The organism is Aquibacillus rhizosphaerae (assembly GCF_030282825.1).
Classification (GTDB): domain Bacteria; phylum Bacillota; class Bacilli; order Bacillales; family Amphibacillaceae; genus Aquibacillus_C; species Aquibacillus_C rhizosphaerae.
The window spans coordinates 25514-47710 of sequence record NZ_JASTZU010000025.1; the positions used below are offsets into that span (position 1 = coordinate 25514).

Sequence of the window (22197 nt, forward strand, 5' to 3'; positions counted from 1 at the left end):
TATAGGAGGATTTTTTTATGGCCAACATTGGCAACTGGGAAAACGTGGATTCAGGTGTAACAAGAAAGATTCATGAGCCTGGTAAAAACATAATGATGATGGAAGTGGAATTTGAGACAGGGGCAATTGGGGCAAAACATAGTCACCCACATGAGCAGTTAACTTACTGTCTGAAAGGTAAAATGGAATTTGATATAGAAGGTGCAATTACGATTCTGTCTCAAGGTGAATCCATTCATATTCCAAGCGATGCTGTACATGGTGTGAAAGCACTAGAGCCAAGTAGCCTATTAGATACGTTTAATCCGTTACGTGAAGATTTACTCAAATGAAAGTTGGGAGGACTGTAACTTGTATTCCTATAATGTAAAAAACTATGGTGCAGAAGGTAATGGGAAGAATCTAAATACAACTAGTATTCGAAAAACGATTGAGGCTTGTAGTAATCAAGGTGGTGGGATGGTTTATTTCCCTGCCGGAACTTATTTAACAGGACCAATTCATTTGGAAAGTAATATTACATTGTATGTGGATGCAGGAGCAACAATATTATTCACCGATGATTTTAATGCCTATCCACCGGTTTTAACTAGGTGGTCTGGCTATGAATGTTTCGGTTTCTCACCGTTAATTTACGGAAAAGATTTGAAAAACATTTCGATAAAAGGTGACGGTGTCATTGACGGTCAGGGCGAGTCCTGGTGGAAAGTGAATAGGGATTTGAAGCAGGGTATTAACTATCAATCGATTGAAACGGACGAAATAGCGGAATTGAATAAGGAGTTAACTGAACCAGAAAATACTAATTTAGTGGAATGGGATTCACAGTTCTTACGTCCAGCCCTATTACAATTAATGAATTGTGAAAATGTTACGTTAGATGGAATTACGTTACAGTATTCTCCATTTTGGAATACGCATTTGGTTTACTGTGACAATGTGACGGTACATAATGTCACGATAAGAAATCCATCGGATACTCCAAATGGGGATGGGCTTGATATTGACTCTTGCTCTAGTGTTCGGGTATCTGACTGCTATTTTGATGTTGGTGATGATTGTATTGCAGTGAAGTCTGGCATCAACGAGCAAGGAAGAAGAATAGGTAAACCTTCAGAAAACATTACAATTACAAATTGTACGATGATTCATGGGCATGGTGGTGTTGTTCTGGGGAGCGAAAACTCAGGAGGTATCCAAAATGTAACCGTTTCTAATTGTGTGTTTATTGGGACTGATCGTGGAATTCGTTTGAAAACGAACCGTGCCAGAGGAGGCTATATCCGAAATATTCTCGTTAACAATATATTCATGGAAGATGTATTATGTCCAATTGCGATTAATTCTTTTTATCGCTATGGTGTCGATCTAACTGATCCATCGATGGTTGATCAGTCGCCTATGCCTATTACTGAAAAAACGCCAGTGATAGAACATATTCAAATTAGCAATGTCACAGCAAAGAAATGTCGTGCTGCAGCAGGATTTATATATGGACTTCCTGAAATGCCTGTAAAAGACATTAGTTTACGTCATGTAACGATAGAAATGACAAATGACCCTGCAGCAGCAGGCGGTGAACCAGATATGGTTAAAGAGGAAATCTTTATGGTTGGTGAAGGTATCTTCTGTAAGTACGTTGAGGGAATTGAGTTTCATCGTGTTCGTGTTGAAACACGACAAGGCTGTGCATTATTTCTAGAGGAAACTAAAGATGCAGAAATTGATAATCTGACGATGAAAAATATCCATGCGAATACACCAGTTGTAAAACTTAACAATGTGGAGGATATATATATTTGTGGAAGACAATCGATAAATTTAGCGGATGAATATGCTGCATTAGATAAGGACAGCTCAAGCAAAATACTATTTAACTGAAGAATTTAGTAGTAAAGGGGGGGATGAAGTGATGAAGGAGACTAACAATGTATGGGTCGCTGATTTAGGAAATGGCTATTACCAAAATCCAATCATCCATGCTGATTATTCTGACCCTGACGTGATTAGAGTAGGTGACGATTTCTTCATGGTGGCATCAAGCTTTAATATGTCTCCGTGTTTGCCAATCTTACATTCTAAGAATCTAGTGAATTGGGAAATTATAAATTATGTTTCTGATACATTTCCTGATTCCTCCTATGAGTTACCACGTCATGGTGATGGGGTTTGGGCGCCAAGTATCCGTTATCACGATGGGAAGTATTGGGTGTTTATTGGTGCTCCTGATGAAGGGATTTATATGAGTACAACGGACGATCCATTTGGTGAATGGAGTCCTTTGCATCTAGTGAAAAAGGCGAAGGGGTGGATTGATCCGTGCCCGTTTTGGGATAACGACGGAAATGCATATTTAGTCCACGCATTTGCTAGAAGTAGGGCTGGTATCAAACACATATTACAAGTTTGTAAAATGAAGCCAGATGGTACAGAGCTTCTAGATGAAGGAAGATATATTTTTGATGGCACAGAAAATCACCCAACTATTGAAGGTCCTAAAATGTATAAACGAAATGGCTATTATTATATTTTTGCACCGGCTGGTGGTGTTGCGACTGGTTGGCAAACGGTTTTGCGTTCGAAATCAGTTTATGGTCCATATGAGGACAAAATTGTCTTGGAACAGGGACAAACAGATGTGAATGGTCCACATCAAGGAGGCTGGGTTGGGCTTGAATCTGGAGAAAGTTGGTTTATTCATTTTCAAGATAAAGGTGCTTACGGCAGAATCACGCATCTTCAGCCAATGAGCTGGGAGAACGATTGGCCGATAATGGGGACAGACCAGGATGAAAATGGTGTAGGTGAACCGGTACTGGAATGGAAGAAACCATCAGTGTCTATAGAAAATAAAGAAGTTACTGTACCACAAATGTCTGATGACTTTACAGGTGAAACGTTGGGACTTCAGTGGCAATGGAAGGCCAATGTAAACAATAGCTGGTACACGCTTTTAGATAACCGACTAAGACTACATGCTGTTTCTCAACCTAATTATTTAAGAACCTTATATGATCTTCCAAATATCGTAACACAAAAATTTCCTTCACCAACCTTTAAAGCGACAACAAAGCTAACATTTAAACCAGCAAGCGAGGATGATTGTCTTGGATTTATCGTGACGGGCAGGCAGTATTCCTCACTTAAAGTGAAAAAGATAGAAGGCAATCTAACTATCTCAAAAGTAACAGGAAATCTGTCTGAATCGGAAGTGCTTGAAGATGTAATTAAACTAGAGCAATCCAACAAGGTTAACTTGTATCTTCAGGTAGTAGTAGATATTGGAGCAAAATGTCAATTTACTTACAGCACGGATGGTGAACATTTCATCAAAATCGGTGATTCGTTTGTCGCAACTCCTGGTCAATGGATAGGGAGTCAGGTAGGGATGTTTTGTGTAAAGGAAGGGATTTCAGACAGTTCAGGTTACACGGATGTGCATTGGTTTAAGATTCATAAATAAGACAGTAATGGAGGTGTAAGCGTATGAAAACATTCAAAAACCCTATCATACCAGGTTTCTATCCAGATCCCTCTATTTGTAGGGTAGGAGAAGATTATTACGTAGTTACATCTACGTTCGAGTATTTTCCAGGAGTACCCATCTTTCACAGTAAAGACTTAGTAAATTGGCGTCAAATAGGTCATGTGTTAGATCGTCCGTCACAATTAAATCTAGATGAAACGCCATGTTCAAAGGGCATCTATGCGCCTACAATCCGCTATCATGATGGTGTTTTTTATATGATTACAACATTTGTTGTTAGTAAAACGGGAGCTAGAAAGAACTTTTATGTAACAGCAACAGACCCCGCTGGTCCTTGGTCTGATCCAATTTGGTTGGAAGGTGCACCTGGAATCGATCCATCCTTGTTTTTTGATGAGGATGGAAAGGCTTACTACACTGGGAACCGTCCACCGCTGAAAGGAAAACAATATCCGAAACACAATGAGATTTGGTTGCAAGAATTAGATCTAGAAAAGAAAGAACTCGTTGGACCAACATTTAGTTTGTGGGAAGGTGCACTAAAACAGGCCCATGCCCAAGAGGCGTCTCACCTTTATAAGGTTAATGGTTGGTATTATCTTATTATTGCTGAAGGTGGTACTGGTTTTACACATGCCGTTACGATAGCCCGAAGTGAAAATATAACCGGCCCCTATGAGTCAACTGAAACAAACCCTATCTTGACGCATCGCCACCTTGGAAAAAAACATCCAATCGTTAATGTTGGTCATGCTGACATTGTTGAAACACAAGACGGAGATTGGTGGATGGTTTGTCTTGGATCTCGTCCATATGGTGGTTACTACCGAAATCTTGGTAGAGAAACGTTCCTAGCACCATTTATTTGGGAAGATGGCTGGCCAGTTGTTAACCCAGGTAAAGGAATGATTGAAATGGAAATGGAGTTTCCGAACCTTAAAGAGACAAGGTGGATCCGTCCGCCTGCCTGCGACAATTTTGAGTCAGAAGATTTGCAGTTACAATGGAATTTTCTACGAACACCACGAGGGAATTTCTGGTCTTTAAAAGAACGACCAGGATACTTACGATTGAAGTTAAAACCAGAGACAATAATGGAAGTGGAAAATCCAGCTTTTGTATGTAGGCGCCAGCAGCATATTAATTTTGAGGTAACGACTGTGATGGATTTTCAACCAAATAAACAATCAGATACAGCGGGTGTTGTCCTCTTGCAAAACAATGATTTTCAATTTCGAATGGAACATGTCCTAGAAGGGCAGAAGAACAAGATTCAATTAATTAGAAGAGAACAAGGCAAGGACGAGAAGATAGCTGCCGAGGTGATTGATAAAGATAGGCTGTATCTAAAGGTTGAGGCATATGGCCAAAAATATAGCTTTTTCTATCGTACAGAAACGGACTGGAAAGAGCTTGCTTTAAACGTTGATGGAACTATTTTAAGTACAGATATAGCTGGTGGATTTGTTGGTGCCTATATTGGACTCTATGCAAGTAGCAACGGTAAAGCCAGTGATAACCATGCTGATTTTGATTGGTTTGAATACAACGAAATTTAATTACTTACTTGTTTTAATCAATTTCATAATACCAATTTTGTCGTCACCTACTTGCCCTTAGATGACTGAATAAGGTAATTATGAAATTGACTCGTTTAAAGACTATTATCCTAATGATTGGGAGGAGATTGAATGACTGTTAAGCTGAAAACATATCAAGGAAAAAAAGCATTAGAATGGGCTGAAGAAGCATGTAAAACTTTAATGAATCAGTATGAACCGATTAAACTTCCGCCAGAAAATAGATGGCATTATCACCAAGGTGTTTTTCTATGTGGAATGCATGATGTATGGAAAGAAACTAATGAAGAATCTTATTACGACTACTTTAAAGAGTATGTAGATAAGCTTATAGATGAGGAAGGGAATTTTCTGTTTGCTCGTAGTGAGTTAGATGCTATCCAGCCAGGTCTATTATTACTTCCTTTATATGAAAAAACTGGTGAAAAACGGTATAAGATCGCTGCCACAAAACTTAGAAACTTACTGAAGACGTTGAATAAAACGAGAGAGGGCGGTTTCTGGCATAAGGACAAATACCCATACCAAATGTGGTTAGATGGCTTATATATGGGTGGACCGTTTGCTATCCAGTATGGACAGCTGTTTGATGAACCTGAATTAACTGATTTAGTAATGTATCAAGAAGAATTAATGAGGAATAACACAAAAAATGAAATTACGGGGCTTTATTACCATGGATATGATGAGAGTAAACAAGCGCCATGGGCAACTCACAATGGTCATGCTCCTGAGGTGTGGGGGCGTGCACTTGGTTGGTACAGTATGGTAACGACGAATTTTATAGAAATGTTACCTGAAAATCATCCGAAACGTGATGAGTTGAAACTTGTTGTACGAGAATTAATTGATAATCTTATCAAGTTTCAAGACAAAGAGACTGGACTATGGTATCAAATCGTTGACAAGGGTGATCAACCAGATAACTGGCTAGAAAGTTCATGCTCTAGTTTGTTTGTTTATTCCATTGCAAAAGCAGTAAACAAAGGATATATAGATGAGTCCTATTTTGAAGCGGCAGTTAAAGGATATGAAGGTCTTTTAAAACATAGCATTGACGTTGATAACAAAGGTAACTTAACACTAAGTGGAATTTGTATTGGAACATCGATCGGTGTTTATGATTACTATGTTAACCGAGAAACGAGTGAAAATGATCTTCATGGTGTAGGAGCTTTTATATTAGCAAGTGTTCAAATTCACCAGCATGATCAATAGATTACACAATCATATGTTTAGAGAATGTAACTTCCAATCTATAGTGACTACAGTTCGGAATCAATAGAAATATTAGAAAAGTTAGCTGAAAAAATGAATTTCATAATACCAATTTTGTCGTCACCTACTTGCCCTTAGATGACTGAATAAGGTAATTATGAAAATGACTCAAAAAACAAGAATAACTAATAAAATGGTGGTGAAGAACCATGGAGAAAATTCATGTATATTTAGCCGGTGACTCGACAATGTCTGATTACGAACCCGAAAGATATCCGAGAACAGGCTGGGGGCAAGTGTTTCAAAATCATTTTAAAGAGGATGTTATAGTTTGTAATCATGGGGCCTCTGGTCGTAGTACGAAAACATTTATGGAAGAAGAACGTTTGCAACAGATTGACGAAAAGATTCGTCCGAATGACTACTTGTTTATCCAATTCGGTCACAATGATTCAAAAGTAGATAGTGAGCGATACACGGATCCCTTTACAACGTATAAGAAAAACTTGCGTGCTTTTATAGAAGTAGCAAGAAAAAAACAAGCACAACCAGTTTTGTTAACACCGGTGCAGAGGAGGAATTTTGAACCAGATGGTAGTGTAATTGATTCGCATAAGGATTATCCTGTTGCAATGCGAGAGCTAGCACAGGAATTAGATGTTCCGCTAATTGATATAACGAAGTCTAGTACAACAATGTTGGCAAAATTAGGAGACAGGTCTTCTAAAAAGCTTTTTATGTGGCTAGAACCAGGAGAATACGATTATTACCCAGATGGTGAGCAAGATAATACTCATTTTTCTCTGGAAGGTGCCGAACGAATTGCACAGTTAGTTGTAGATGGATTAAAAGAATTCGATTTTCCACTAGTAAAGTGCTTAAAAGAAAGTGTACATGGAGGGAACGTATGACTAGTGAATATAAACCACTGGAAAACAAACAGATCCCTTCATTTATAGTGGATTTACCAATAATATCGGAAGAGCGCTTTAATGTTAAGGATTACGGTGCAATTGGCGATGGTGTACATCTTAATACAGAGGCAATTAACAAAACGATTGAGGTTTGTTCTAATGCCGGTGGCGGAACAGTAGTTATCCCTTCAGGTATTTGGTTAACAGGTCCGCTTCGGCTGAAAAGCAAAGTGAATTTGCATGTGGAGTTTGGTTCACTCGTTTTGTTTACGGATGATTACAAGGCATATCCTTTAATTATGTCTAGCTTTGAAGGTGAACCAGTTGTGCGTTGCCAATCCCCGATAGATGGAGAAGGTCTAGAAGATGTGGCGATAACAGGTAAAGGAGTCTTTGATGGGTCTGGGGAGCGGTGGCGTCCGGTCAAAAAGTGGAAGATGACAGAGAAACAGTGGGCAAAATTGGTAGAATCTGGAGGGACTATTGACGAAGAGAACGAGATATGGTGGCCTACACAAAAAGCGAAAAACGGGTCATCGATACTAGCAGAACTGAAAAATAAACCTTTTGTTGAAATAGAAGACTATCTACCGGTTCGTGAATATTTACGACCAAATCTATTAAGTTTACGAAAATCTAAAAGAATTTTAATAGATGGTCCAACATTTCAAAACTCTCCTGCTTGGAATTTACACCCGTGGTTATGTCAGCACATAACGATTCGGAACATAACTGTAAGGAACCCTTGGTATTCTCAAAATGGTGATGGGCTTGATTTAGAATCATGTCGTTATGCTACTGTTACAGACTCTGTGTTTGATGTAGGGGATGATGCCATATGTATAAAGTCTGGAAAAAATGAAGCTGGTAGAAGGATTGCAGTCCCGAGTGAAGACATTTTAGTGGAACGATGCATTGTCTACAGTGGACATGGTGGAGTGGTTATCGGTAGTGAGATGTCCGGTGGTGTTCGGAACATTAAGGTAAGGGATTGTTTATTTTCTGGAACGGATAAAGGCATTCGTTTTAAAACAGTTAGAGGTAGAGGCGGAATAGTAGAGAATATTTCCATTGAAAAGATTCGGATGAACAAGATTAATCAAGAGGCTATCATTTTTCAGATGTACTATGAAGAAGAACAGATAGATGATTTAGAAGAAGAGGTGACAGATGGCACTCCAGTTTTCCGGAATATTTATATGGAAGATATCCAATGTACAAATGCAACGTCAGCTATTGTACTAAAAGGTCTACCAGAGATGCCACTTGATTCTATTACTTTTAAAAAAATTTCAATTGTTTCACAGAATGGTATCGAAGTTTCTAATGCGAAAAAACTTGATTTTTGTAATATGGAAGTTGACATAAATAAGGGCCCCCTAATGAAAATAAAAAACTGTGATGAGATTTTTATCAAAGAATTCAAAAATCATACCCAAGTATGTACGTTTATGGATGTATCTGGAATAAACAATAGGTCTATTAAATGTATTGATAGTAAGGTTAACTGTGAGCAAATGCTAGAAGTAGCTACCGAAGTTAACCGAAATCAGATTGTGATTAACTAATTAGTCCGTACATTAATGAATAAGATGTTTATTTACACCTCAAGCAATCCTCTTCTTTGAGCTTGGTACAAATTAGTTAATTTAGATTAAGTGATAAAGGTTCCCTAAGTGTAAATACGTTTCAAAATGTAAACATTTAAGTTTGGAGGAGAGCTTATGAAAAAGCTAAATGTTTTATCTAAAATTGTTAACCATGGAATAGTTGCAGTGGTTAGAGGAGATTCGCCTCAACAAGCAATAGAGATTTCTGACGCTTGTATAAAAGGAAAGCTTTACGGTGTCGAGATAACTTTTACTGTAAATGATGCTGACCAGGTAATTAAACAACTTGTTGATAAGTATCAAAACAATAAAGATGTCGTTATCGGTGCAGGAACAGTATTAGATCCATATACTGCTAGAATTGCTATTCTTGCAGGTGCTGAATTTATCGTTAGTCCAACTTTTGATAAAGCTACTGCAAAAATTTGTAACATGTATCAAATTCCGTACATGCCTGGGTGCTTAACCATCACAGAAATGAGAGAGGCGCTAGAATATGGTGTAGACATTATAAAACTATTTCCAGGTAATGGGTTCGGAGCGAGTTTTTTGAAAGCGGTTAAAGCCCCATTACCTCAAGTGAATATCATGCCAACAGGTGGAGTAAGTCTGGATAATATAAAAGACTGGATTTCAAATGGTGCTGTCGCAGTAGGTGTAGGTGGTAATCTTATTGCCCCAGCTAAAGATGGTGATTTTGAAAAAATAACTAAAATTGCAGAGGAATATGTCAAAAAGGTAGAAGAAGCAAGAGGTGCTTTATTATGAAAAAAATAGTAACGATGGGGGAATTGCTAATCCGTCTCTCTACCAATGTTGGTGAGCGTCTTTCTACGACAAACCAGCTACATATGCACTATGGAGGTGCAGAAACAAATGTGGCAATATCATTGGCCAACATTGGTTATGATGTGAACTTTGTAAGCAAGATTCCTGATAATTTATTAGGAAATGGTGCTGAGAGCCATTTGCGAGCTAACAATGTACAAACAGATTTTCTACTAAAAGGTGGCGAAAGATTAGGCACCTATTATATGGAGTCTGGAGTTGGACAAAGGAATGCTATGGTAGTTTATGATCGAAAATACTCAAGTTTTGCAGAAATTTCAACAGATGAATTGGATTTTAGTAGGGTGTTTGAAGGAGTAGACTTGTTCCACGTTACTGGGATTACTCCTGCATTATCACCTGCTTTAAGTAAAATCACATTACGTGCACTGAAAACGGCACAAGAAAAAGGAGTATTAACAAGTTTTGATTTCAATTATCGATCAAAGCTATGGAGGACGGATGATGCAGCATTAGTTTTTAAGGAACTTTTACCGTATGTAGATATTTGCTTTATGGGTGAAATGGATGCAGTTCATTTTTTAGGAATTGAAAGAGCCAATCAAGCAATGGATGGAGCTCAAAAGTTAGACTACTATTACCGAGAAGTCCAATCAAGTTACCCAAATATTAAGCATATCAGTTGCACATTTCGAGACGTGATTTCAGCATCTAAACATAAACTTCAAGGGAATTATTTTAAAGGGTCTAACATTTATCAATCTGTAATGCACACGATAGATCCGGTGGTGGATAGAGTAGGGGGTGGTGATGCATTTGCTGCTGGAATTTTATATGGGATTCTAGAAGGATTAAAGCCTAACAAACTGGTATCGTTTGCTACTGCTGGATCAGTACTAAAACATACATTACACGGCGATTGTAATACTTTTTCATTAGAAGAAATTATTGCATTTGCTGAAAATGGATCCGGTAAAATTAGTCGTTAAATAGAGGTGCTGAAATTAATAGAAACCTATTTGAGGTAATTCGGAGGGTGAAATCAAGTGATTACAGAATCAAGTAGCAACCGAATCGTCTCCGTGCTAGCGAGCAATCACCTCTACTTTCACTTGGGAGCTCACTATTTTAATGGTGAGAGGATGTAACACTATAAAAAAGGCTGACTATAGATGCAATTCTGTCAGCTTTTATTTAGTTTTAACGAAAATAAACTGGAGGATATTAGTATGAAACTAAATCTTGGAATTCGTGCGCACGATATAGACCTTCATGAACCGGAATCAATTGCAAAAGAGGTTTCAAAAAAAGGCCTATCCTCAGTACAGTTAGCATTAGGTAAGTCGTTCAAAGATTTTAAAACTGCAAGTGGATGTTTAAGTACTGGGTATGCCAATCATATTAGGGATGAATTTAAGAATCAGGGGGTTAATATTGCTATTTTAGGTTGCTATATTAATATGATTCATCCAGAAAAACAAGCAAGAAAAAATCTATTAACTCGTTTTAAAGAACATATTCGTTTCGCGAGAGATTTTGGTTGTACCATTGTTGGTTCTGAAACAGGAAATGTTTATGCAAAGATGGGTTATACGGAAGACAATTTTCATGAAAAACCTTTTTTAGAAGTAGTTGATAGTGTTCGTGAACTAGTAAAAGAGGCAGAAAAATTTGGCGTTATCGTTGGAATTGAAGGAGGGATTAATCATCCGGTTCATACACCTGAATTGATGAAACGATTATTAGATACCATAGAATCGAATAACTTACAGGTTATCTTTGATCCAGCCAACTTTATCTCGATGGATAATTATAAAGAGCAAGAAAAAGTTGTGGAACAAGCGTTTCATCTATTTGGTGACCGAATAGTTGCTATTCATGCGAAGGATTTTGTAATAGAAGATAACTGGATTAAAATGGTTCCGGTTGGTGAGGGCTTACTAAATTATGACTTCATTTTTAAATGGTTAAAACAGAACAAACCTTTTATCCATATTTTATTAGAAAATACGAAAGAACCCTACATTGATGATAGTATAACTTATTTAGAAAAGAAGTATGATGAAGCTTGATTATTCAGGCTTTTCAAAGCCTTCTATTATTGACGAAGAATGAATTGCATGATACAGTTTTTATATTAGTTTATCCGTCAAACAAATAAAGTAACGGTTTTGTAATGGGTATCAATTCAGAGCGAAAAACGAGATGCAGAAGGAGTGAAATAAGATCATGGGTGTTATTCAGGATTTGTTGAAAGATATTCCGCTTCCAAAGACAGCAAAGGTCAGGCAAACCTTTGATAATAATCAAATTGCTGATTTATCTGCAGAATTACAAAGTAAATTAGGCAGAGAGTCAATTAAAGAAACGATAAAGCCGGGTATGGAAGTAGCAATTGCCGTTGGGAGCAGAGGGTTAGACCGACTTGTGGAGATTACAGCGGAAACAGTGCTTTTTTTACAAGAGCTAGGAGCGAAGCCATTCATTGTACCGAGTATGGGCAGTCACGGAGGTGCATCTGCAGAAGGTCAAAAGGCGGTATTGGAACACTTAGGTGTTACAAAAGAAACCGTTCATGCTGAAATTAAATCCTCCATGGAAGTTATTAAACTAGGGGAGTTGTCAAACGGTCTACCAGTGTTTATCGATAAGCTTGCTTCTGAAGCAGATGGTATTGTAGTCATTAATCGTATCAAACCACATACAGCTTTCCGTGGCCCGGTGGAAAGCGGGATTATGAAAATGATTAGTATTGGACTTGGGAAACAAAAAGGCGCAGAAGCATGCCACCAACTAGGTTTTAAACATATGGCTGAGCATGTACCTGCCATGGCAAAACTGACACTTTCCAAAATGCCATTCTTGTTTACAGTCGCAACAGTAGAAAATGCGTTTGATAAAGTTGCCAAAGTTGAAGTTTGGACCCCTGAAGAGATTGAAGAAAAAGAAACAGAAATGCAACAATTGTCTAAGCAACTATTACCGAAGCTTTTCTTTGATCAGATTGATGTGCTTGTCATTGACCAAATTGGTAAAAATATAAGTGGAGACGGGATGGACCCGAACATAACAGGACGCTACCCAACTCCATATGCATATGGTGGCCCGGAAGTTACTAAAATGGTAGTACTAGATCTAACAAAGCAAACAGAAGGTAACGCAAACGGCGTTGGGACTGCTGATTTCACGACCCAGCGACTAGTAGATAAAATGGACCGTGATACAACATACGCTAATGGTTTAACTTCAACAGTAGTAGGTCCTACGCATATTTCGACCGCCCTTCCGAATGACGAACAAGCAATAAAGGCTGCAATTAAGACGTGTAATATTCTTGATTTTAAAAAAGTAAAATTAGTCCGTATAAAAAACACACTGGATATTGGCGAAATAGAAGTATCAGAGGCTTTGTTTGATCACGTTAGGGAACATGAAAGTATGGAGCTACTTACAGACTTTGTGGAGCTTACATTTAATGAAAATGGAAACTTGAATTAGTTTTAGGTCGAAGCAATCTAACAGAGTACTTTAGCTTAAAGGAGATGAAAAATTAGTGAGTAAATTATTCGATTTGAGTGGAAAAGTTGCCGTAGCAGTGGGTGGAAATAGTGTGTTAGGGGGAGCGATAGCCAAAAGCTTTGCAGAACATGGAGCCAAGGTCGCGATTGTTGGTAGGAATATGGAGAAAGCAGAAGAAGTAACAAAGGCTATTGAAGAAAATGGTGGTATAGCTAAGTCATTTCAGGCTGATGTAAGTGACTTGGCAACGGTGGAAAAAGCAGCGAAAGAAATTGAAGCATGGGCAGGAGGTTGGGATATTGTTCTAAACGCTCCTGGAATGAATAGTCCGACCCCTTTCTTTGAACTTGAACCAGAAGAATGGGATAAAATCATGGATGTTAATTTAAGAGGAGTTGTTTTTACTACACAGATTTTTGCTAAAAGAATGGTGGAACAAAATAGAAAAGGAAGTATTATTAACATTTCTTCTGTTTCCTCAACAACGCCATTGTCAAAAGTATTTACGTATTCGGCTTCTAAAGCTGGTATAAATAGTATCACTCAATTTTTAGCAAAAGAGTTTGCACCAAATGGAATTCGAGTTAATGCGATTATTCCAGGTTTTTTTCCTGCTGAACAAAACCGCAAAATTCTAAGTGAAGATAGAGTGGCATCTATTATGAGCCATACGCCAATGAACCGTTTTGGAGAACCAGAAGAACTAGAAGGGGCTGCAATCTATTTAGCTTCCGATAAGGCCTCTAGTTTTGTAACTGGAACAATGTTACGTGTGGATGGTGGATTTGGAAGTATGACGATATAAAAAAGCATATATTAGTAAAGATTGGAATTTTGATACAAAAAATATGAAGGAGGAGAAAAAGAATGATGGAGAAAAATCGTGAGCTTGGTAATATTCTAAAAAGCATGGGACGTGTGATGGTCGCTTTTTCTGGTGGTGTCGATAGTACATTTGTTCTAAAACGAGCAGAACAGGAGTTAGGTGCATCTAATGTATTAGCTGTTGTTGTTGCATCAGAATTGTTTCGTAATGAAGAACTTGAAGGTGCTGTTAAATTAGCAACTGAAATGGGTGTACCAATTCAAAAAACTGAGATTAAAGAGCTTGATAATGAAGCAATCGTCGCTAATACACCAGAAAGTTGGTATCATAGTAAAAAAATGTTATATTCTCATTTAAATCAGTTGGCTGATGAAAAAGGTTATCCATATGTATTAGACGGTATGATTATGGATGATCTTGATGACTTTCGTCCAGGTCTAAGAGCAAGAACTGAAGCGGGTGTTCGTAGTGTACTTCAAGAAGCTAAGTTATATAAACAAGAAATACGTGATTTGTCTAGAGCAATGGACCTTCCTGTATGGGATAAACCTGCATCTTGTAGTCTTGCTTCAAGAATACCTTATGGAGTAAAGATAGATAGGGAGAAAATTAATCAAGTCAATGAAGCAGAAAAGTTTATTGCGAAGCTCGGCTTTGATATGGTGCGTGTTCGTCACCATGGTGATGTGGCTCGAATTGAAGTAGTACCGGAACAAATGATTGAGGTAATGGAATCGAGTAATAAAATCTATTTAAAATTAAAATCTTTAGGTTTCTCATATATTTCAGTAGACTTAAGAGGATATCGAACAGGTAGTATGAATGAAGTACTAGAGGATAAAACATTAAACGTTGATGTTGGTTAATCAATAACATACGAAGCGAACCATTAGTGAAAAATTACGATACCCTGGGATTAGCGCGGTAAATAACAAAACAGAACGCTTGGATCTTTAATCTCCAAGTGTTCTTGTTTTTATACTATCTTGTTACAAAGCACTTGCGAGTAATTTGATTCTATCAGAGGGAATTTAACCGTGGAACTATTTGATGAAGAAATATTATCTCTGTTTCCACGCTTAATTTTATCAGTGGAATCTTTTGTTGAAAAGTATATTCATTGACATCAGACCTCTCATTGTCTAGTGTATGAAGGGGTCTTTATTATGCATAAATCTTGCAACTCAGGAAACGATAGTGATAGATCTAAGTTTATCTAGGGTGCGATACCGCCTGCATCTTTACCAGATATCCAGTAGCGTCTTCATCCCAACGTTTTATCAATTATTTTCATTGGTGTCGATTTAATAAGGTTTAGTATTTTTTCTATTAACTATCAAGTTCTCATAAGAAATTTAAGGCCACATTGGGATAAATATCATTTCAGGTTAGAAGGAGAAATTGAATGAAGAAAATATCTAGCGTTTTTTGGATTACGATTGCACTTGTATTTGCAGCAGTATTATACGGTTTTTTTAGTCCAGAAAGCTTCCAAGAAGTCACAAATAATATACAATCAGCTATTAAATCAACGTTCGGTTGGTATTATCTTATTTTAGTTACAGTTTTAGTTATTTTTTGTATCTTTCTTATTTTTAGTCCTGTAGGCGCTATAAAACTAGGAAAGCCAGAAGATGAACCTGAATTCTCAAAAGGAACATGGTTTGCTATGTTGTTTAGTGCGGGTATGGGTATTGGACTTGTTTTTTGGGGAGCGGCAGAACCACTTTTCCACTATATAAACCCACCGCTAGCAGATGGTTCCACAAATGCTGCGAACAAAGAATCTATGAGATATGCGTTTTTCCACTGGGGTATTCATGCTTGGGCCATTTATGCCATTGTTGCTTTGTCGTTAGCTTATTACAAATTCCGAAAAGGCGAGCCAGGTCTAATTTCAGCAACATTGAAACCTGTTTTAGGAAAAAGCATGGATGGACCATTAGGTACAGTTGTTGATGTGATAGCTGTATTTGCAACAGTTGTGGGTGTCGCAACCACTTTAGGATTTGGTGCAGCTCAAATCAATGGAGGTTTATCCTACCTCACTGGTATACCAAACAATTACACTACGCAAGTTATCATCATTCTCGTTGTTACAGTGTTATTTATGATCTCAGCTTGGTCTGGTTTAGGTAAAGGAATTAAATATTTAAGTAACACGAATTTGATATTAGGTATTGGGTTATTTGTTTTAATGTTTTTTATTGGACCTACTATTTTTATCTTGAATGTTTTTACAGATTCACTTGGTGGGTACATTCAGGATATCATACGTATGAGTTTCCGGATTGCTCCGTTTAATGAAGGGCATCGTGCCTGGATTAATGATTGGACCATTTTCTATTGGGCATGGTGGATGTCATGGGCACCATTCGTAGGAATTTTCATCGCTCGCGTTTCACGAGGAAGAACCATTCGAGAATTTTTAATTGGGGTATTACTACTACCTTCACTTGTAAGTTTCTTATGGTTTGCAGTATTCGGTACTTCGGCGATTGAAACGCAAAAAGCAGGACTAATTGACTTAACACAATTTGCAACAGAAGAAGTCTTATTTGCAACCTTTAGTCAGTACCCTGGAGCAGCTACACTGTCCTTCGTAGCTATTGTGTTAATCAGTACGTTCTTTATTACTTCTGCTGACTCAGCTACGTTCGTTCTTGGAATGCAAACAACCTATGGTTCATTAACACCACCAAATAGTGTTAAATTAACTTGGGGAGTTTCTCAGTCTGCTATCGCTTTAATTTTATTATATAGTGGTGGACTACAAGCTCTCCAAAATGCCGCAATCATTGTTGCACTTCCTTTTTCATTCATCATATTACTGATGATGCTTTCTCTTTATCGTTCATTAGCGAAAGAGAAAAAGGAACTAGGGCTTTATTTGAAACCTAAAAGGAAGAAAAATATATAAAGTTAAAAAGGCTAGTTGAACAGGTTGTTACCTGCTTCAACTAGCCTTTCTTATTGGTATAGGAAATTATAGATTTTTGTGTCCTGTGGATAACTGACTATTGCATGTGCCACGTCCAGCTACAGCGCCTACCCGTGGTAAAGAACACCACATAGATGTTCGTCTTAATTGCCCAAGGGTGAGTAAGGCGCCCTGAGCTTTTATCCTTGGTATTAATACCAATATAAAGTAGGCCTGTTATTATAATTTTATTGGGTGTCCTTTTTTTGCTGATTCATAGATGGCCAATATCAAACGAAGTGCTTTTATCGCTTCATCGCCATTAATAAGGGGTTCCCTGTTATCTTGGATGGACTCAACGATATCCGTATATTGTCGAGTAAAGGATTGAATAGACTCTGCCATAGCTGCATCGATACTATACTTAGCGTGTAATCCACTAGGTGTTAAAATAACAACGGCGTCAATCGTATCATTTAGTTAGTAATTGTTTATATTGGGAATATGTTTGAACTTGATATGTCTATCCCCATTCTTTTGCTTTCTTTTGATCGCTTGAATATAAGGCACCCAATTTAGCGCCCATAGTATTTTCAATTGCTTTTATATCCTTCTTGGCAATAGTTCCACAACCAACAATAGCAAAATAAACATATGTTATGTTTTTCCTCCTAGCGATTAAAAGCTTTCTACTGAACTACTATTAGATTCTGTTTCATGTGCTTTCTTTATATTTGTTTGTCAAACAAATAAATGGGATTGTTAAATTTACAAACGAAATGTTACTTAAAATTATCTTTGGTTTCTTATGTCCTAGCGTAGGCACAGGATGATCTTTCAATAAGAGTTGGAGTCATTTTTTTATACTGGGTTTCCAAATTTTCCGTTTCAACAAGGTTAATAATCGAATGGACAATTTCAGATGCTAGTGCTTCAACAGAAACGCCTATACAGTTTAAAGGAATTTCCATGTTGGCCATTTGTGGTATATTGTCATAACTGATTACAGAAATATCCTCAGGGATACTAACATTGTTTTCTTTTAAACATCGAATAATTCCACCACTAATATCGTAACTACCTCCAACAATTGCTGTCGGTAAGGAATTAAGCTCTAATAATTTAGTTGCTGCTACATAGCCATTGTACCAATCTAAACCTCTTGTATCGATAATATATTCATCACCAGCCAATCCAAATTTATCCATTGCCTTTTTAAATCCTTCGTACTTTTCCATTTGAAATGGATCAATCGGTGAAATATCTCCAATGTATGTGATATTTCGATGACCTAGACCATATAAATAATGGACTGCTTCGTACATCGCCTGTTCATGATTTGCATCAATAATGGGATATTGATAATTTCTTTGACGGGAAACACCGTAAGCAATTAGCGGGGTGGAATTAGGATTAATGTCGATGTTGACATTTTCTTCAAACAAAATAATGCCATCGACTTGAAACTTTTTGAACGTATCCATTGCCTTTTGAATTGGATCCACAGATAAAACCATAGAATAAGAAGTGTTTGCAATTTCATCACTTATTTTCGTTACTAATGTTGCAAGAACAGTTCTTTCAATTGTTGGCCAAATTAATCCAATTATTTTTGTGTTTTTACTTACTAAACGTTGAGCAGCAATGTTAGGCTCATAGCCCATTTCTTTAGCAATCTCAACTATTTTTCTTTTTGTATCTTCCTTAACTAACGGGCTGCCATTCAAAGCTTTAGAGACAGTAGAGTAACTGACACCTGCTAGAGTGGCTATGTCTTTAATTGTAATATTCATGACAGAATCACCTAAACCGTTCGTTTATTTTATTAAAATTGATTTCAGTATTAACTAAAATAACAATATCAGATTGCTTATCCTTATAATTTATCATATATTGAACACTTTTACAGTATGATTTTGGTTAAACGTAATGCTGTTAGAGAGATTTTGAATTTTTAGTAAATTAATCATTAAAAAGGTTGTTGAATATAAAAAAATGCTTTACTATATAAATAACAACGTTGTTAAAAATGGTAATCAATTTTTTTAGTACTTATCTGAAAAGATTAATACGGTTTTTAAACGTTTAATGAAAACGTTAACAAAAGAGGAGTGTAGATGAATGGAACATCTTATTTCGGTATTAGAATTGTTAAAAGAAGGAAAAGTTGCAGAGTCGGATTCGAATGTGAAAGTGTATGAGAAATCTTTTACAGAAAAAGAAAATGTGAAACTGGTTATGGTTAATGAGCAAGATGGTAAGTGGATTCTAGCTGTAGGTGATGGGGAATTATATAAAGAGCTAAATGGTAAAGATATCAAAGGTCTTGGAAAAGCTTGTCCGCTCTCTCACGAAAATCGATTGGTGTTAAATAATTATTTTACGTACACCGTTCCTCAAGCATTTGGTACAAAGGTTGCAACGATGGGACTTGGTGATCGTCTAGGACTTGCTTCACCTGGACATATTCAAACATTAAGAAATCGAAAGGTAAAGCCGATTTTAGCACAGCAAAGCATTCGTGAACTAACGCTCACCAATCGTACGATGATTGATATACTTGATGCAGCTAGCTTTGCGGTTTTTCAGGAAGGGTATAAGGATGGATACGGTGCAGATGGTGATCATATAAAAGAAGAAAAAGATATTGCGTATGCATTGTCATTAGGAATTTCATTTTTAACATTGGATTGTTCCGATCACATACCCAATCAAATAGAATCTGCTTCAGATAGTGATGTACGTGCAGACTATGAAAAACTTCCACAAGAAACCAAAGATTATTTTAATGAGATTTATCTGAATCAATCATTTGATGTAGATGGTCTGGCAATAAAATATGATGAAATCGCTTTGATGAAAAATGTCTTGTTATATGGTGGAGCATTAAATTATACGGAACATGTGTATAAATCCTATATTACTGAAGCAGACAAGGCGATAGACTTTGAGATTTCCATTGATGAAACAGAAACAATAACATCACCAGATGCACATTTCTTTGTTGCCAATGAACTTAAGCGAAGACAAGTGTCTGTTACCAGTCTTGCTCCGAGATTCTGTGGTGAATTCCAGAAAGGAATTGACTACATTGGGGATATGAAGCAATTTGAAAAAGAGCTAAGTGAGCATGCATCGATTGCAGAATATTTTGGATACAAACTTAGCATTCACTCTGGAAGTGACAAATTTAGTGTTTTTCCTATCATAGGTGAATACACGAAGGGCGTTCTTCATATTAAAACTGCTGGAACGAACTGGTTGGAAGCGGTTAGAGTGATTGCTAATACAAACCCAGACCTTTATAGAAAAATGCATATTCATGCAGAAGAACACTTTGAGGAAACGCTAAAGTACTACCATGTAACTCCAGATCTCAAAAGCATTGCGCCACTTGAAATTACACAGGATGCTGATCTACCGAATTACATGGATAATGATGCTGCACGTCAATTATTCCATGTCACGTATGGTATTTTGCTTACTGCTACAGATGAACAAGGAAATTTCTTGTTTAAGGATGAATTCTTTAAGACATTAAATGAGAAGGAAGAAACCTATAGTCAAGCGCTTGTAAAACATATTGGGAAGCATGTTGATTTACTTGGACTGTAAAAATACTTTGAAAGTTGGTGCATGATGAAGAATTTTATGGATGACGATTTTCTTTTGGATAATGAACTCGCTAAAAGATTGTATAATAGCTATGCAAAGGATTTACCAATCATCGATTACCACTGTCATTTGATACCACAGGAAATATATGAAAACAAAGAATTCACCAATATTACGGAAATTTGGCTTTATGGGGACCATTATAAATGGCGTGCCATGCGAGCGAATGGAATAGATGAAACATACATTACAGGTAATGCGAGTGATTACGATAAGTTTATCGCATGGGCAAAGACTGTCCCAATGTTAATTGGTAATCCACTTTATAACTGGACGCATTTAGAATTACAACGTTTTTTTGGAATTGATGAAGTTCTAGATGAAGCAAGTGCACCTGAGATTTGGGAGAAAGTAAATACGATGCTTACAAGTGGCGAATTCCGTGCACGTGACTTTATAACGAAATCAAAAGTAAATGTCGTATGTACTACGGATGATCCAACTGACAGTCTGGAATATCATCGGTTATTGAAAGAGGATACTAAGTTCGATGTGAAAGTACTACCGAGTTTTCGTCCTGATAAAGGGTTGGAAATAAATCGTGCTGGATTCCATGATTGGGTCAAGAAACTTGATGCAGTGTCTGGGATCACGATCGAATCTTATGATGCTTATCTAAAAGCACTTGAATCTAGAGTTGAATTTTTTGATTCACTAGGTGGTAAGGTTTCTGACCACGCACTTGATACAATGATGTATTCGAATACTAGCAAGGAAGAAGTAGAAGAAATTTTTCGAAATGCATTAAATAAAGAGAACGTTTCTTTAGAAGATGAAAGAAAGTTTAAATCATATACATTAACGTTTTTAGGTAAGGAATACGCGAAACGTGATTGGGTTACTCAGTTCCATATCAATGCACACCGAAATAACAATACAAGAATGTTTAACGAACTTGGTCCGGATACAGGTTATGATTCTATGAATGATGAATTAATTGCTAAACCTTTAGTTAATTTACTAGATTCATTGGAGAAAGAAGATGCACTTTCAAAAACAATTATTTACTCACTTAATCCGACTGACTTTAGCACAATAGCATCGATAATCGGTAGTTTCCAAGGTGGAGGAATACCGGGAAAAATACAGTTTGGTACAGCTTGGTGGTACAATGACACGAAACCAGGAATGCTTGACCAAATGGAGACGCTCGCAAGCATCGGAGTATTCAGCCGATTCATCGGTATGCTTACAGACTCTAGAAGTTTACTTTCATACACAAGGCATGAGTATTTTAGAAGGCTAGTATGTTCCTTGATAGGGAAATGGGTAGAAAACGGTGAATATCCTAATAATGAGAAAGTATTGGGGCAAATCGTTCAAGGCATTTCATATTACAATGCCGAGGAATACTTTGACTTCAAAAAAGCGAAGGTGAATAATTAAGAATGGCTGTTTCTTGAAAGTTAAGTTGTTTATGACAGATAAAATATAAAGTACTCATTAACTTTACCGTAACTTCCTTGCATTCTATTTAAGATGAGTGGTTAAACAGCGCTACGGAAAAATACTCCCTTTCCATGGGGAACGCTTCAGTCTCCTCGCGAGCAAAGAACGCTCCCTGCGGGGCCTTCAGACTGTTCCTTTCCCATAGGAGTCTCGCATTTTCCCTACGCTGATATGGTTTTCTTCATTCATGAGAGGGGTTAGCCGTTCAAA

The 22197-nt window shown here is 37.2% G+C and carries 18 protein-coding genes; 16 read left to right on the forward strand and 2 right to left on the reverse strand.

Going from position 1 to position 22197, the window contains the following annotated elements:
• The first annotated feature begins 17 nt into the window (after positions 1 to 17).
• The 14 genes from QQS35_RS07380 (at position 18) to QQS35_RS07445 (ending at position 16863) form a co-directional block, all read left to right on the forward strand.
• A complete protein-coding gene (locus tag QQS35_RS07380) occupies positions 18 to 332 on the forward strand; it encodes a cupin domain-containing protein (protein WP_285931299.1) in 315 nt (104 codons plus the stop codon).
• A gap of 19 nt (positions 333 to 351) precedes the next feature.
• Positions 352 to 1881 carry a glycoside hydrolase family 28 protein gene (locus QQS35_RS07385; RefSeq protein ID WP_285931300.1) on the forward strand — a complete coding sequence of 510 codons (1530 nt, stop codon included), beginning with the start codon at positions 352 to 354 and terminating at the stop codon, positions 1879 to 1881.
• Between the two features lie 31 nt (positions 1882 to 1912).
• The gene (locus QQS35_RS07390; protein WP_285931301.1) at positions 1913 to 3463 is read left to right on the forward strand and encodes a glycoside hydrolase family 43 protein; all 1551 of its coding nucleotides are present in this window, start codon (positions 1913 to 1915) and stop codon (positions 3461 to 3463) included.
• A gap of 23 nt (positions 3464 to 3486) precedes the next feature.
• Positions 3487 to 5046, forward strand: coding sequence for a glycoside hydrolase family 43 protein (locus tag QQS35_RS07395; protein ID WP_285931302.1), 1560 nt, complete (start codon positions 3487 to 3489; stop codon positions 5044 to 5046).
• A 132-nt stretch (positions 5047 to 5178) separates the two neighbouring features.
• Positions 5179 to 6285, forward strand: coding sequence for a glycoside hydrolase family 88/105 protein (locus tag QQS35_RS07400; RefSeq protein WP_285931303.1), 1107 nt, complete (start codon positions 5179 to 5181; stop codon positions 6283 to 6285).
• Between the two features lie 209 nt (positions 6286 to 6494).
• On the forward strand, positions 6495 to 7196 hold the full coding sequence (locus tag QQS35_RS07405; RefSeq protein ID WP_285931304.1) for a rhamnogalacturonan acetylesterase: 702 nt from the start codon (positions 6495 to 6497) through the stop codon (positions 7194 to 7196).
• The gene (locus QQS35_RS07410) at positions 7193 to 8767 is read left to right on the forward strand and encodes a glycoside hydrolase family 28 protein (protein ID WP_285931305.1); all 1575 of its coding nucleotides are present in this window, start codon (positions 7193 to 7195) and stop codon (positions 8765 to 8767) included. The genes QQS35_RS07405 and QQS35_RS07410 overlap by 4 nt, the downstream gene beginning before the upstream one ends.
• Positions 8768 to 8923: 156 nt before the next feature.
• Positions 8924 to 9577 (forward strand): bifunctional 4-hydroxy-2-oxoglutarate aldolase/2-dehydro-3-deoxy-phosphogluconate aldolase, encoded by a 654-nt coding sequence (locus tag QQS35_RS07415; RefSeq protein WP_285931306.1) that lies wholly within the window; start codon positions 8924 to 8926, stop codon positions 9575 to 9577.
• Positions 9574 to 10587, forward strand: coding sequence for a sugar kinase (locus tag QQS35_RS07420; RefSeq protein ID WP_285931307.1), 1014 nt, complete (start codon positions 9574 to 9576; stop codon positions 10585 to 10587). Before QQS35_RS07415 ends, QQS35_RS07420 begins: the two co-directional genes overlap by 4 nt.
• Before the next feature lie 240 nt (positions 10588 to 10827).
• Positions 10828 to 11670 carry a sugar phosphate isomerase/epimerase family protein gene (locus QQS35_RS07425; protein WP_285931308.1) on the forward strand — a complete coding sequence of 281 codons (843 nt, stop codon included), beginning with the start codon at positions 10828 to 10830 and terminating at the stop codon, positions 11668 to 11670.
• A 157-nt stretch (positions 11671 to 11827) separates the two neighbouring features.
• Positions 11828 to 13096, forward strand: a complete 1269-nt coding sequence (locus QQS35_RS07430; RefSeq protein WP_285931309.1) for a nickel pincer cofactor-dependent isomerase, group 22 — start codon at positions 11828 to 11830, stop codon at positions 13094 to 13096.
• A gap of 55 nt (positions 13097 to 13151) precedes the next feature.
• Positions 13152 to 13922: an SDR family oxidoreductase gene (locus tag QQS35_RS07435; protein ID WP_285931310.1), complete on the forward strand. Its 771-nt coding sequence runs from the start codon at positions 13152 to 13154 to the stop codon at positions 13920 to 13922.
• 62 nt (positions 13923 to 13984) lie between these two features.
• Positions 13985 to 14809, forward strand: coding sequence for an ATP-dependent sacrificial sulfur transferase LarE (larE, locus tag QQS35_RS07440; protein WP_285931311.1), 825 nt, complete (start codon positions 13985 to 13987; stop codon positions 14807 to 14809).
• Between the two features lie 539 nt (positions 14810 to 15348).
• On the forward strand, positions 15349 to 16863 hold the full coding sequence (locus QQS35_RS07445; protein WP_285931312.1) for a glycine betaine uptake BCCT transporter: 1515 nt from the start codon (positions 15349 to 15351) through the stop codon (positions 16861 to 16863).
• Between the two features lie 240 nt (positions 16864 to 17103).
• On the opposite strand, the gene QQS35_RS07450 is transcribed toward QQS35_RS07445, so the two are convergent.
• Complete coding sequence (locus QQS35_RS07450) at positions 17104 to 17268, reverse strand: Gfo/Idh/MocA family oxidoreductase (protein WP_285931313.1); 165 nt, start codon at positions 17266 to 17268, stop codon at positions 17104 to 17106.
• Between the two features lie 401 nt (positions 17269 to 17669).
• Positions 17670 to 18656, reverse strand: coding sequence for a LacI family DNA-binding transcriptional regulator (locus QQS35_RS07455; protein WP_285931314.1), 987 nt, complete (start codon positions 18654 to 18656; stop codon positions 17670 to 17672).
• A gap of 328 nt (positions 18657 to 18984) precedes the next feature.
• Between QQS35_RS07455 and QQS35_RS07460 the strand changes: the two genes are divergently transcribed.
• On the forward strand, positions 18985 to 20478 hold the full coding sequence (locus QQS35_RS07460; protein WP_285931315.1) for a tagaturonate epimerase family protein: 1494 nt from the start codon (positions 18985 to 18987) through the stop codon (positions 20476 to 20478).
• Between the two features lie 24 nt (positions 20479 to 20502).
• On the forward strand, positions 20503 to 21924 hold the full coding sequence (uxaC, locus tag QQS35_RS07465; RefSeq protein WP_285931316.1) for a glucuronate isomerase: 1422 nt from the start codon (positions 20503 to 20505) through the stop codon (positions 21922 to 21924).
• The last annotated feature ends 273 nt before the right edge of the window (positions 21925 to 22197 follow it).

Coding starts and splice junctions, on each gene's coding strand:
- QQS35_RS07380 (WP_285931299.1), top strand. CDS start 18: ATGGCCAACATTGGCAACTGGGAAAACGTGGATTCAGGTGTAACAAGA.
- QQS35_RS07390 (WP_285931301.1), top strand. CDS start 1,913: ATGAAGGAGACTAACAATGTATGGGTCGCTGATTTAGGAAATGGCTAT.
- QQS35_RS07395 (WP_285931302.1), top strand. CDS start 3,487: ATGAAAACATTCAAAAACCCTATCATACCAGGTTTCTATCCAGATCCC.
- QQS35_RS07400 (WP_285931303.1), top strand. CDS start 5,179: ATGACTGTTAAGCTGAAAACATATCAAGGAAAAAAAGCATTAGAATGG.
- QQS35_RS07405 (WP_285931304.1), top strand. CDS start 6,495: ATGGAGAAAATTCATGTATATTTAGCCGGTGACTCGACAATGTCTGAT.
- QQS35_RS07410 (WP_285931305.1), top strand. CDS start 7,193: ATGACTAGTGAATATAAACCACTGGAAAACAAACAGATCCCTTCATTT.
- QQS35_RS07415 (WP_285931306.1), top strand. CDS start 8,924: ATGAAAAAGCTAAATGTTTTATCTAAAATTGTTAACCATGGAATAGTT.
- QQS35_RS07420 (WP_285931307.1), top strand. CDS start 9,574: ATGAAAAAAATAGTAACGATGGGGGAATTGCTAATCCGTCTCTCTACC.
- QQS35_RS07425 (WP_285931308.1), top strand. CDS start 10,828: ATGAAACTAAATCTTGGAATTCGTGCGCACGATATAGACCTTCATGAA.
- QQS35_RS07430 (WP_285931309.1), top strand. CDS start 11,828: ATGGGTGTTATTCAGGATTTGTTGAAAGATATTCCGCTTCCAAAGACA.
- larE (WP_285931311.1), top strand. CDS start 13,985: ATGATGGAGAAAAATCGTGAGCTTGGTAATATTCTAAAAAGCATGGGA.
- QQS35_RS07445 (WP_285931312.1), top strand. CDS start 15,349: ATGAAGAAAATATCTAGCGTTTTTTGGATTACGATTGCACTTGTATTT.
- QQS35_RS07450 (WP_285931313.1), bottom strand. CDS start 17,268: ATGGCAGAGTCTATTCAATCCTTTACTCGACAATATACGGATATCGTT.
- QQS35_RS07455 (WP_285931314.1), bottom strand. CDS start 18,656: ATGAATATTACAATTAAAGACATAGCCACTCTAGCAGGTGTCAGTTAC.
- QQS35_RS07460 (WP_285931315.1), top strand. CDS start 18,985: ATGGAACATCTTATTTCGGTATTAGAATTGTTAAAAGAAGGAAAAGTT.
- uxaC (WP_285931316.1), top strand. CDS start 20,503: ATGAAGAATTTTATGGATGACGATTTTCTTTTGGATAATGAACTCGCT.